The sequence below is a fragment of the Arthrobacter sp. R4 genome, assembly GCF_051365025.1.
Taxonomy (GTDB): Bacteria; Actinomycetota; Actinomycetes; order Actinomycetales; family Micrococcaceae; genus Arthrobacter.
This window is the reverse complement of record NZ_JBLWIJ010000022.1, coordinates 135,481-147,064: the sequence shown is the minus strand read 5'-3', so window position 1 is coordinate 147,064 and position 11,584 is coordinate 135,481. Positions and strand designations below refer to the sequence as shown.

General features: G+C 66.7%; 13 protein-coding genes. 5 read left to right on the top strand and 8 right to left on the bottom strand.

Translation table 11 applies throughout. The features are described 5' to 3' along the window. Positions 1-8: 8 nt before the first annotated feature. The 3 genes from ACLKOZ_RS14695 (at position 9) to ACLKOZ_RS14685 (ending at position 3,854) form a co-directional block, all read left to right on the top strand. Positions 9-2,342 carry a SulP family inorganic anion transporter gene (locus tag ACLKOZ_RS14695; RefSeq protein WP_436476007.1) on the top strand — a complete coding sequence of 778 codons (2,334 nt, stop codon included), beginning with the start codon at positions 9-11 and terminating at the stop codon, positions 2,340-2,342. A gap of 100 nt (positions 2,343-2,442) precedes the next feature. Beyond that, on the top strand, positions 2,443-3,114 hold the full coding sequence (locus tag ACLKOZ_RS14690; protein WP_337351440.1) for a potassium channel family protein: 672 nt from the start codon (positions 2,443-2,445) through the stop codon (positions 3,112-3,114). After that, a complete protein-coding gene (locus ACLKOZ_RS14685; protein WP_337351441.1) occupies positions 3,114-3,854 on the top strand; it encodes a potassium channel family protein in 741 nt (246 codons plus the stop codon). The genes ACLKOZ_RS14690 and ACLKOZ_RS14685 overlap by 1 nt, the downstream gene beginning before the upstream one ends. Here ACLKOZ_RS14685 and ACLKOZ_RS14680 read toward each other — a convergent pair. From ACLKOZ_RS14680 to dut, 4 genes are all read right to left on the bottom strand, one after another. Then, the gene (locus tag ACLKOZ_RS14680; RefSeq protein WP_337347807.1) at positions 3,821-4,567 is read right to left on the bottom strand and encodes a DUF3159 domain-containing protein; all 747 of its coding nucleotides are present in this window, start codon (positions 4,565-4,567) and stop codon (positions 3,821-3,823) included. The two genes, ACLKOZ_RS14685 and ACLKOZ_RS14680, sit on opposite strands and share 34 nt — an antisense overlap. Next, positions 4,564-4,917, bottom strand: a complete 354-nt coding sequence (locus ACLKOZ_RS14675; protein ID WP_337351442.1) for a hypothetical protein — start codon at positions 4,915-4,917, stop codon at positions 4,564-4,566. Before ACLKOZ_RS14675 ends, ACLKOZ_RS14680 begins: the two co-directional genes overlap by 4 nt. Continuing rightward, the gene (locus ACLKOZ_RS14670) at positions 4,910-5,623 is read right to left on the bottom strand and encodes a DUF3710 domain-containing protein (protein WP_337351443.1); all 714 of its coding nucleotides are present in this window, start codon (positions 5,621-5,623) and stop codon (positions 4,910-4,912) included. The genes ACLKOZ_RS14675 and ACLKOZ_RS14670 overlap by 8 nt, the downstream gene beginning before the upstream one ends. A gap of 136 nt (positions 5,624-5,759) precedes the next feature. Further along, entirely contained in the window at positions 5,760-6,281 is a 522-nt protein-coding gene (gene dut, locus ACLKOZ_RS14665) for a dUTP diphosphatase (RefSeq protein WP_436476004.1), read from the bottom strand. A gap of 95 nt (positions 6,282-6,376) precedes the next feature. On the opposite strand from dut, the gene ACLKOZ_RS14660 reads away from it, so the two are divergent. After that, positions 6,377-6,865: a DUF3093 domain-containing protein gene (locus ACLKOZ_RS14660; protein ID WP_337347803.1), complete on the top strand. Its 489-nt coding sequence runs from the start codon at positions 6,377-6,379 to the stop codon at positions 6,863-6,865. Between the two features lie 41 nt (positions 6,866-6,906). Here ACLKOZ_RS14660 and ACLKOZ_RS14655 read toward each other — a convergent pair whose 3' ends face one another. After that, entirely contained in the window at positions 6,907-7,206 is a 300-nt protein-coding gene (locus ACLKOZ_RS14655) for a DUF4193 domain-containing protein (RefSeq protein ID WP_337347802.1), read from the bottom strand. Positions 7,207-7,497: 291 nt separating this feature from the next. Between ACLKOZ_RS14655 and sepH the strand changes: the two genes are divergently transcribed. Then, the gene (gene sepH / locus ACLKOZ_RS14650) at positions 7,498-8,856 is read left to right on the top strand and encodes a septation protein SepH (RefSeq protein WP_436476001.1); all 1,359 of its coding nucleotides are present in this window, start codon (positions 7,498-7,500) and stop codon (positions 8,854-8,856) included. On the opposite strand, the gene ACLKOZ_RS14645 is transcribed toward sepH, so the two are convergent. Genes ACLKOZ_RS14645 through ACLKOZ_RS14635 form a run of 3 tightly spaced genes read right to left on the bottom strand, consistent with a single transcriptional unit; the run spans position 8,853 to position 11,543 of the window. Continuing rightward, positions 8,853-9,572 (bottom strand): thymidine kinase, encoded by a 720-nt coding sequence (locus ACLKOZ_RS14645; RefSeq protein WP_436475999.1) that lies wholly within the window; start codon positions 9,570-9,572, stop codon positions 8,853-8,855. The genes sepH and ACLKOZ_RS14645 overlap by 4 nt on opposite strands. Continuing rightward, entirely contained in the window at positions 9,565-10,797 is a 1,233-nt protein-coding gene (locus tag ACLKOZ_RS14640; protein WP_436475997.1) for an alkaline phosphatase family protein, read from the bottom strand. Before ACLKOZ_RS14640 ends, ACLKOZ_RS14645 begins: the two co-directional genes overlap by 8 nt. Then, entirely contained in the window at positions 10,797-11,543 is a 747-nt protein-coding gene (locus ACLKOZ_RS14635; RefSeq protein ID WP_337347798.1) for a DUF5998 family protein, read from the bottom strand. The genes ACLKOZ_RS14640 and ACLKOZ_RS14635 overlap by 1 nt, the downstream gene beginning before the upstream one ends. Between the last annotated feature and the right edge of the window lie 41 nt (positions 11,544-11,584).

Genomic DNA, 11,584 nt, shown 5'->3' with positions numbered 1-11,584 from the left:
GGACCGCCTTGAGAACAGCACCTGTTACGACGGAAACTTTTCACGATCCCGGCAGCAAGGACGGAGGAACGGGTTCCCCTGGTCCACGGCCCCGCCGGGCTGCCGGCGGGCGGTTTGCTGACGCACTGCGGTACGACCTCCCGGCGTCGCTGGTGGTTTTCCTGGTGGCGGTGCCCCTTTCCCTGGGCATAGCGGCCGCCTCGGGCGCGCCCATCATGGCCGGCCTGATCGCCGCCGCGGTGGGCGGCATCGTGGCCGGAAGCCTGGGCGGCTCGCCGCTCCAGGTAAGCGGACCCGCCGCCGGCCTGACGGTGATTGTGGCCGGACTTGTTGACCAGTTCGGCTGGCCGGCCACGTGTGCCATCACCGCCGTGGCCGGAGTGCTGCAGGCACTGCTGGGCCTGGCACGGTTCGGACGGGTGGCCCTGGCAATTGCCCCCGTGGTGGTCCATGCGATGCTGGCCGGCATTGGCATCACCATCGTGCTCCAGCAGTTCCACGTGCTGCTGGGAGCCGGCTCTGCCAGTTCAGCCCTCGGAAACATCGCCGCCATCCCCGCCAGCGTGGTTGCCGCCGAATTTGCCGCTGCCGGGCTCGGCATCACCGTCATCGGAACGCTGCTCCTCTGGCGGCGCATGCCTGAGCCGGTGCGCCGCGTCCCCGGCCCGTTGGTGGCGGTCATCGCCGCCACGGCCCTCTCAGTTCCCTTCGGCGTAGACCGGATCACCTTCAGCGGATCCCTGACGGATTCCCTGTCCCTGCCGCAGCTGCCCGCGGGAAACTGGTCCGCCGCGGTCATTGGCGCCGTCACTATCGCCCTGATCGCGAGCGTGGAATCCCTGCTCTCGGCCGTGGCAGTTGACAAGATGCATCACGGCCCGCGGACCAACTTCAACCGGGAACTCATGGGCCAGGGCGCCGCCAACGTGACGTCAGGGTTGCTGGGCGGTATGCCGGTGACGGGAGTGATCGTCCGCAGCGCCACCAACCTGGAGGCCGGGGCACGGACCCGGTCCTCGGCGGTGTTGCATGGTGTCTGGGTGCTTGTCTTTTCCCTCCTGCTGGCGGGACTGATCCAACTGATCCCCGAGTCCGTCCTCGCCGGACTGCTGATCATCGTCGGGGCCCGGCTGGTACGTCCGGCGGACATCCGCACCGCCCGCCGGACCGGCGACCTGCTCGTCTACGCGGTGACCCTCTCCATCGTTGTGTTCGCCAACCTGCTGGTGGGCGTGCTGACCGGGCTGCTGCTGGCCATTGCACTGGTGCTGTGGCGGATAGCGCGGGCTACCGTCAGCGCCTTCCCGGAATCAGGGTCCGACGGCGCCTGGCGCGTCGTCATCGACGGTTCGTGCAGCTTTCTGTCGCTGCCCCGGCTCAGCGCTGTCCTCGCCGCTGTCCCCGCCGGCACGAACGTGACTTTGGAGCTGGATGTTGATTACCTGGACCACCCCGTCCAGGACGCGCTGGACGCCTGGCAGACCCGCCATGTGGCCACCGGCGGTTCCGTCACCGTGCAGGAGCACGGCACTGCAAGCCTGGACGATGCCCACGCTTCAGCGCCCTGCCGTGGGGACGCCCGGTCCGCCCTTCGCAGCGGGTTCGCACCGTGGAGCGCCTGGCAGGCACGGACGTCAACTCCTCCCAGCCCGGAGGGCGATGATGCGCCGGCGCTGCAGCCCATCATGGCCGGCGTCGAAAACTACCACCGCCGGACCGCAGGCCTGCTTCAGCCGCATGTGGGCGAACTGACCACCTACCAGGACCCGTCCACACTCTTCCTGACCTGCGCGGACTCACGCGTGGTACCCAACGTAATCACCAGCAGCGGCCCGGGAGACCTGTTCACTGTCCGCAACGTGGGGAACGTCGTGGGCAGTCCGGGAACCGACGCGGCAACCGACGCCGCACTGGAGTTCGCGGTGGGCAAACTGTCCGTCGAGACCCTGGTGGTGTGCGGCCACAGCGGCTGCGGTGCGATGACGGCGTCGCTGGACGGAGGAACTGGCCGCCAGGCGACAGGGCCAATCGACGTGTGGCTTGAACACACCCGGGCCAGCCTGCTGGCCTTCCGCGGCGGCCACCCGGTGCAGCGGGCGGCAGCGGAGGCGGGCTTCAATCCCGTGGATCAGCTGGCCATGGTCAACGTCGCCGTGCAGCTCGAGCGGCTGCAGGACCACCCCTCGGTGGCAGGGGCCCTGAAGTCCGGCGCCGTCCAGCTCACCGGCCTGTTCTATGACATCCCCACGGCCCGCGTCCTCCAGGTCACCGCGGAAGGAATCGGCCACCTGCACCCGCTGCCACAGCGGCTCCGGACCGGGGACCCAGTGGCGTCTGGCTAGCCCGCCCGTGCCTGTGACGCCCCGTGCGGAACGATCGCGGTGCCCGTGCCGGTAGAGTTCTAGCAGCAGTAACGGGCAAGGAGAAGTTGAGGAGATACGGGTGGCGCATTTCGTGATCATGGGATGTGGCCGGGTGGGGGCAACGCTGGCGCACACACTCGAGGATGCGGGCCATTCCGTGGCCATCATCGACCAGGATGACCGCGCTTTCCGCAGGCTCCGGCAGGGCTTCACGGGCCGGAAAGTCACCGGCGTGGGGTTCGACAGGGACACCCTGAAGCAGGCCGGGGTTGCCGAAGCGTATGCCTTCGCAGCAGTGTCCAGCGGCGACAACTCCAACATCCTTGCCACGCGCGTTGCCCGCGAGACGTTCCATGTCCCGCACGTGGTGGCCCGGATCTACGATCCCGGCCGCGCGGAGATCTATCAACGGCTCGGTATTCCCACGGTCGCGGCCGTGCGCTGGAGCGCGGACCAGGTCCTGCGGCGCATCCTTCCCGAACAGCACCTCGCCGGCGATTTCCGCGAACCGTCGGGCCGCCTGGTCTTGGCGGAACTGGACCTCGACGCCGGCTGGATCGGGCACCGGATCAGTGAGATCGAGAAGGCCGCTGAAATCCGGGTCGCCTACCTCACCCGGTTCGGTGAGGGCATCCTTCCCGAACCCGGCATGGCCTACCAGGACGGCGACACTGTCCACGCCATGCTGCTGGTGGACCGGAGCCCACAGGTCGCCCACATTCTGGCCAAAGCACCCGCCAAGGAGTTGTAGTGAAAGTCGTCATCGTGGGCGCCGGCAGTGTCGGCTCATCAATCGCCAGGGAGTTGCTGGCGCACAAGCATGAAATCCTGCTCATCGACCTCAAACCGGAGGTCATTGGGCGCAGCGGACTCCGCGGTGCGCACTGGCTGGTGGGCGACGCCTGCGAGCTCAGTACGCTGCAGGGCGCCAAAGTGGAAGACGCCGACGTCGTGGTTTCAGCCACAGGCGACGACAAAGTCAACCTTGTGGTGTCCCTCCTGGCCAAAACCGAGTTCGGCGTCGGCCGCACCGTGGGCCGGGTCAACAATCCCAAGAACGACTGGATGTTCAACGATTCCTGGGGAGTGGACGTGGCCGTCAACACTCCGCAGCTGATGACCGCCCTGGTGGAAGAGGCAGTGGAGATCGGCGACCTCGTCCGGCTGCTTACGCTCCAGACCGGGGTGTCATCGATCGTGGAGTTCACGGTTCCGCACGATTCCCACGCCATCGGATTGACCGTGGGCGAGATCCGCTGGCCCGAGGACTCCACGCTCGTGGCCATCCTGCGGGACCACGCGCCGATCACCCCCAGTCGCGATGACGTGATCGACGGCGGAGACGAACTGTTCTTTGTTACCACCATCGCGGCCGAGGACGAGCTGCGCGCGCTGCTCTCTGCCGAACCGGCCGAGGGCTCCGACGACGGCGACCGCCCCGCCCAGCCGGCGGAAGCTCAGGTTCCGGAGGACGACGGCTTCGAGGGCTGAGTTCCGGCGCCCGCCGGGACAGGCCGCGTGACCAACCAGGCAATCCAGACACCCAGGATATACAGCGGCGCACCCATGATGAGCCGGGTCGTGGCCAGGGCCGTGAGCCCTTCACCGCCCAGGAGGTACAGGGGAACCTGCACGATCAGCCGCAACGCAAGGACAGCGACGATGATCCAGGTCCCCAGCCGGTAGGCCTTCAGGCGGGATGGGTCCTTGCGCCAGTCAAAGCCTTCGTTGCGGATCAAGCCGAACAGAAGCCCCGCAATGGGCCACTTGACGAAGATCGACACCATCATGGCCACGATGTAAGCCGCATTGGTGATGAATCCGGGAAGGTAGAAGTCTTCGGCCTTACCTGTGGTGTTGGCTAGCCAGGCTGAGATTCCCACACCCACCACACCGGCAAGGGCCTGGGTCAGGGGCCGCCGCTGGACCAGGCGCACCACAGTGAAAACTGCTGCAGAGGCCAGGGCTGCCACCAGCGACGGGGTGAGGTCGCGGGTAATGGTGAAGGAGATCAGGAAAACCAGTCCGGGGACAATGCTCTCCGCTATCCCCTGGACACCGCCGGCGCTGCGCAAAACGTCGATCCGGCCATCGTGGGTACGGTGCAGGCCGGCTTTGGCCGCGTAACCCTCTGCGAGCATTGCCATCGTTGGCGGCTCCTGAGCCGGCTCGGAAGGCTTCTCTGGCTGCTGGGGCGCGGTCATTCGTTCTCCTGGCGGGACAGTATTTCATAGCGTGGGTTGAACATCGTGGGCAGGCCCTGGCTGTGTGTCAGCATGCCTTCAAGCCGGACTTCGGTCCCGGCGTCGATGCCCGGAACCCGGCGGCGGCCGAGCCAGATGACGCGAAGGCGGCCTTTCGCTGGCTGGGTGCCCGCCCTGGGGCCTTCCGAATCAGTGACGATGGCCGTGAACGCCGCTGTCTGGTCGGCCGGGACATAGGTGACCGATTCGATGTAGCCGTGGCACACCACACGGCCCTTGTCCGGGAGTTCGCTGACGGGTACTCCGGCTCCCCGGAGCGGGGATGTGGCACCCTGAGGGGAATCAGCCAATCTGTGTAATCTCCGGGCCGCGTTCGGGTTCCTGCAGCGCAGGAGCGCCCGACGGCGGCGTCGTGCTGGCGTCCTTGGGCAGGCGAAGTTGGAGGAGGTCGCGAGGCGGCATGGGGCTGTCGCCGCGGATCACCACGATCTTTCGGAACAGGGCTTCCAAGGGTGCTGCGGCGTCACGGTCCATGGCTGCGGCACCGCCGAGGACTCCGCGCAGGAACCAGCGCGGGCCGTCAATGCCCACGAAGCGGGCCACCCGGTAACCTTGGCTTCCGTCCGGGGCGCCTGCTGGAAGTTTTGCCACCAGCTCAGTGCCGAACTGGCCTTGGACCTCCTCGACCTGACCGCCCTGGCTTCCCACGGACTGGCCGATCTGTTCCCGGATCTCGTCCCAGAGACCCTCGGACTTGGGAGCCGCGAACGCCTGAAGCTGCAGGCTTGAACCGTTCAGGTCCATGGTCACGGCCACCACCCGCTGGGTGGCTTCTTCAACTTCAAGACGGAGCTGGAGCCCCTCGCTGGGTGCGATGAGGAGCGCGCCCAGGTCCACATAGCCGTCGCGGCTGGCGATTTCGGAGATATCAAAAGGCCCGGTGACGCTGCGGCCGGACGCGTCCGTTGCCTCGTCCGCGGACTCCTCCGGCGAGGCCGGTGCATCCGGTTCGGCTTCTTGTTCCTTTTTGGCTTTCCTGCCGAGCCCAAAAACCATGGGTCGTCTCCTTAGTTGTGAATGTGCCTGGCCGGCGGTCCCGCCGTCAACCCTGGGTGCTGCCGTATTCGATCCGTGCCGACTGGCGGCCGCGCGTACCGGTGGCGCTGAAAACCGGTCCTCCTGCGGCAGGGCGTCAGGCAGTGGGAGGGGTGAATCCGCCGGTAGAGCCGAACCCGCCGGCACCCCGGACTGACCCATCCAGTTCATCGACGCGGACGAATTGTGCGTACTCCACCCGTTGGATGACCATTTGTGCAATTCTATCGCCGCGACGCAGTTCGATGTCCTGCGTCAGGTCCGTATTCAGGAGGGTCACGGAGATTTCGCCGCGGTAGCCCGCATCCACGGTACCGGGTGCGTTGACGATGGTCAGCCCGTGCTTGGTGGCCAGGCCGGAGCGCGGATGGATGAGCGCAACGAAGCCGTCAGGCAAGGAAATGGACACCCCGGTGGGAACCAGTTTCCGCTCCCCCGGCCGCAGGACCACGTCCTCACGGGCGCGGAGGTCCGCGCCGGCGTCGCCCGGGTGAGCGTAGGAGGGGGCCTCCAGGCCGGCGTCGAGCATTTTCAGCTGTACCTGCAGCGTGGGGGCACCGAGCAATGCGGGGGCCTGGGATTCGGAAGCGGTTTCTACCGTGGCAAGTTCGTCAGTCACAGTCACTCACTCTAACGCCCGCCTGCTTATTCGGCCTAGCTTGGGCGGTTCCGGGCCAAGATGAAATAGCCACCCAAAGATGGAAAGCTGGGGGCATGCCCGAATCAAGCTCCGCCGTGCCGGTTCCCAACAGCCCCTCCGCCAGTCCATCGGTTGTTTTCCGGGAGAAACTGTGGCCAACGCCGTGGGTTTGGATCATAGTGGCCGGCATCGCCGGAGCCGGAATCCTGGTGTTCGCCCCCATCAGTGCAGCCGCCGGGTACACCGCGGCAGCAGTCCTGTTCGGCATCATGGCGGTCCTGCTGGTGCTCTCCACCCCTACCATCACGGTTACCCAGGACGCCCTAACGGTCGGACGCGCGACAATCGAACGCCGGTTCGTCGGCAGCGTGCAGCCGTTCCGGGCCAAGGAAGCGACGGCCGAGCGGGGCACCCGGCTCAACGGGCTGGCCTATCTCTGCATCAGGGGCTGGATCGACCCCGTGGTCAGGATCGAAATCACCGACCCGTCCGACCGGACCCCGTACTGGCTCACGTCCACGAGGCGCCCCGAAGAACTTACAGCGGCCCTGTCCGGCAAGTAGCGGTTGCCCGCCGGCAACGGTCCGCGGCGTCGGTTCCCGGATCAGCCTTCGCACTCCACACAGTAGAACCGGCCGTCCTTTTCCCTGGCGATCTGTGACCGGTGCCGGACCAGGAAGCAGGACGAACAGGTAAACTCGTCGGCCTGCGCGGGGACCACCTGGACCATGAGTTCTTCGCCCGAAAGGTCAGCCCCGGGGAGTTCGTAGCCAGCGGCCAGATCGCTCTCGTCCTCCTCCACCACCGCCGTGGGCTTGTCCGAGCGCCGGGTCTTCAGTTCCTCAAGGGAGTCCTCGCTGAGGTCTTCTTCGGACTTGCGCGGCGCATCATAATCGGTGGCCATTTCCTCTTAACCTCGCTCCAGTTCCGGTGGCCGGTTTACCACCTGCATAACGCTGGACAGTATGCGTTTGTGCCCTGCGTGGGGCACATCTTTCCGCAAGACGGAGCTAAAAGCCATAGTCTGCTTCGGCCCCTCTCCAGGCCGGCCAGAACGGCGGTGGCTTCGCCCGCCGATTCCGGGAGAGGCCCGGAAACGCCCGGAATATCGCGGCGCGCCCTAGCTCTTGACCCAAAAAGGGACTGCCGGGTGGCAGAGTTTCGATTGATAGTAATGCCAGGGTGGAGGATTTGTATGCAGGATCTACGGCTTGTAGGCGTACACGACGACGGGGAGCATCTCCTGTTGAGCGGAGCCGGCGGCGAGATGTTCCAGCTGCCGATCGATGAAGCATTGCGGGCGGCCAGCCGGTCGTCGGCCAAGGCAGCATCCGCCGTGCCGCCCGTTGCCATGTCCCCGCGGGATATCCAGGCGAGAATCCGCAGCGGCGCAACCGCCGCGGACGTGGCGGAGCTTTCCGGCCTGCCCCTGGCCAAGGTTGAGCGGTATGAGGGGCCCGTTCTTGCCGAGCGCGAGTACGTCGCCCAGCAGGCCCGGAAAATCGAGGTGGCTTCCCCTTCCCCCGGTCATGATGCTTACCGTTCTGCTTTTGGCGACAACCCGGCGTCGCTGGATGACATGGTGGCGCACCGGCTCAGGGCGCACGGCATCGAACCGTCGTCAGTCGAGTGGGACTCGTGGCGGCGCCCTGACGGCAGCTGGACGGTTGCTGCCCGTTTCGAAGCAAAAAAGGATGGCACAGCCGGCATCGGCGAGGAACCCCCGGCCCTGTGGACGTTCAGCCCCGCGCGCAAGTCCCTGCAGAACGCCAACCGCTGGGCCCAGCAACTCAGTGAACTTGAGCCCCTCGACGGCCTTGTCCCTGCGCGCCGGCTGACAGCCGTTTCGGACCGGCCCTTTGATTTTGAGACAGACGCTGAAGCGGCCGCACGCCATTCCGGCGGCGTGCACACCGGCCCTACGGCTGTCCCGCAGCCTGGCAAGGATGCTGACGGGCTGCTGGACATGCTCCGTTCCCGCCGCGGCCAGCGGCTTGGTGTGGATGAGGACGCCGATGACGCTTTGGCCCTGCTCCTCACGCACGGCGTACCGGCAGCCCACCCGAGGCCGTCCGAGGTCCCGCCTGAACCGGAGCAGCACGAGGCTGCTCCCTCCGGACCGGGCTCGGAGCCGGACGCCCCGGCTGCGCAGGCCGATCCCCTCACGCGCAGGCGCGACGCCAGGCCCTCCATGTTGTCCCGGCTGAGCCTGATTCCCCTGCACAACAAAGACGAAGACGACGGCGATGACGTGCTGAAACTGCACGACGGCGTGAGCACGGAAACCCGCGAAGTCACCATCGTCGCGTCCCCGGCCCGCCCTTCGGAGGCTGCTCCTCCTGCAGCGCCGGCGCAGAATCCAGCGCACACAGGGGCCAGCTTTGGCCTTGAGGAACTGCTGGGCGGCCGGAACCAACGCCGCGCACATGACGAGTCCGCTCCAGCCGGCCGTGCCGACCGCGATGCGGATGTTCCCGAAAGGCAGCCTTCCAAGCCAAAACGCTCCAGCATTCCGAGCTGGGACGAGATCGTTTTCGGGACCAGGGGCGACTAACTCGCGGTTCCGCCCGAACCGCGCCACAGGCAGGCGTCCGTCTCGAACGGCAGCAACTGGTCCTGCTGGGCCATGATGTTGGCTCCGTGGGCAGTGACCCGCCGCATGTAGTGCCGGCGGCACAGCGTTTCGTAACCCACTACCGGCAGCTGGCCTTCGGTACCGGCCGCGGCAGGGTCCAGAGCCATGTCCACATCGCCCACCACCACCTGGGCACCCTCCATCACCATGACGCCATCCACCGTGCGTGCGTTGTGTGTTGCGCGCCGTCCGCACCAACACAGCGCCTCCACCTGCAGGACCTGAACCCGGTCGGCGAGTTCGATCAGCCGTTGGGAGCCGGGAAAAAGCCTCGTGCGGAAATCCGCGGTGATCCCAAAAGCAAAAACGTCGACGTCGACCTCGTCGACGAGCCGAGCCAACTGTTCCACCTGCAGGGGCGAATAGAACTGAGCTTCATCACAGATCAGGTAGTCCACCCGCTGTCCGCGGGTGCGCCGGGTGACCACCTCGTCCCAGAAGTCAGTGTGGTCCGTGACCTCCACGGCGTCGGTTTCCAGGCCGAGCCTGCTGGAGATCCGGGAGCCGCCGGCGCGGTCGTTGCGGCTGAACCTGATTCCGCCGCGTCCACGGGCACGGTGGTTGTAGTCCATCTGCAGCGCGAGTGTGGATTTGCCACAGTCCATGGTCCCCGAGAAGAACACCAGCTCAGCCACGTCCGGCCTTTCTGCCTTCGGCAGTGAAGCACAGCAGCGGGACTTCGCGTTCGGCTTTGGTCAGCGAGCCGTGCTGGCCCACTACCTCCATGGCGGCCGGTCTGACGCGACGCTTGTCATACAGCGCCAGAGCGTCCCGCGCCGCGATCATGACGTCTCCGATCCGCGGTCCGACGGCGGGACGCAGGGCACCGAACAGTCCGCCGGCCACCGCCTCTTCGCGGGTGAATGCCCAGATCCTGTCGCCGAACCGGTTCCGCCAGGCATCCAGGAGGCGGTCGCGCCCCGCGCCGTCGACGCCGTCTTCCAAGTACAGGTGAACCATCCTCGGCTCCCCCGCCGTGTGCCGCACGCCGGCGATGAGGGCGGGATCCGCCGCGTAGTCGATCCGTTGCTGCGGCGGGACGTCAAGCATGCCGTGGTCGGCGGTGAGCAGGACGGTTGTTCCGGCAGGAAGGGAGGCGTTGAGTCGCTTGACGGTCGCGTCCAGCTCCTCGAGCTGGTGTTCCCATTGTTCTGACTGGCAACCGTACCGGTGGCCCGCCTTATCGAGGTCGTTGACGTAAAAGTACATCAGGGCAGGTGCTGCTGCCGCCATGGCTTCGGCGGCCGAGCCCGTCCGGGCATGGGAGGTTGTGCCGGAGATGAAGCGGCCGCCACGGAGGGCTGCCTGGGTCATCGGCGAGTTACCAAACTGCGGCAGGCTGACCGTCGTTACGTCGACGAACGCGGCGGCCTGTTCGAAAACAGTGGGGAATGGCTGCCAGGTGAGCGGGTCAACGCCAGCGTCCCAGTTCCCGAGCATGTTGACCACTTTGTCCTGGTCCGCGTCCAGGACGTCATAGCCCACCATTCCGTGCTGGCCCGGAGCCAGCCCGGTTCCGAAACTGGCCAGTGCCGCTGCGGTGGTGGATGGAAAAGTGGAGTCCAGCCAGACGGGGACGGAGCCCTGCCCGTTCTGCATCACGGACCGCAGGAACGGTGTGTGGGCAGACTTTTGCTTCAGCAGGTTCCGGCCCAGTCCGTCGGCTAGGACCACGCAGACCCGTGAAGACGGCGGCAGGTCCAGTGTGTTGGCGAACCCGTCCACGCCCAGGCTTGCCGCGGCGCTGGTGAGCACGTCCGCGATGGAGCGCTGGCCGAAGGCGGGAGCGTGCGGCAGGGTGGCCGTGCCTGCTTTTTCGGCCGGGGGTGGAGGGACTGCAGTTTTCCCGTGGCCGGGCATCAGCGCTGCTGGTGACCGCGGCTGAGGCGGTTTCCGAAGACGCCGGCACGCGACCGGGGCTGCATGGACTGCGCGGTGTGAAGGACCGGCGAGGTGGAGCCAGTGTTGACGGCCCGCAGTGCACGGGCGAAGAGCTTGGCGTCCTGAACGGCCTGGAGTCCGTCTGCTTCGGCGCTGATCCGCAGCACAATGTCTTCCTGGGCGATAGTGCCGCTGTAGCCGTGGTCGGCCTCGCACTGCGGGTCCCCGCAGCTGGCCGGGCCCATGTCCAGCCGCTGCCCGCCGGACCAGGCGATGGCCAAGGTCAGCTCGCGCACGGGATCGGAGGGCTTGTAGTTCTGCGGCTGCGCATACATGTAGCTGAGCACCACAGAGCGGATCTGGGCCACGGGGACGGATTCGGTGGAGATCTGCGCGACAATTTGTTCACCGGCTTCGTCCAACTGCTGGTCGTCCACATGGGTGATCACCAGCATGTCGGAAGTGAGGACCAGGACCGTGATGTGGCGCCGGACTTCGGCCCGGTCAAAGTGCGTCTCCAGGTGCACCAGGTGGGCTACGCAGTCGCGGCCGTCCAGGGCGTCGTCAACGACGTCGGCCACCAGCCGCGGGTAGAAGCCGGCCTTTTGGAGGGCACCGTCGAGGCTCTGCCCCTGGGCGCTGTGGCTGTGTGAGCTGTGGGGTCGGGTGGCCTGGTTGTCATTGCCGGGCGGTTGAGGCGTCGACGTGGGAGGCTGTGAGCTCATTCCCCCATTTTCACAGATCGGCCGGGGACTTGCTAACTGCG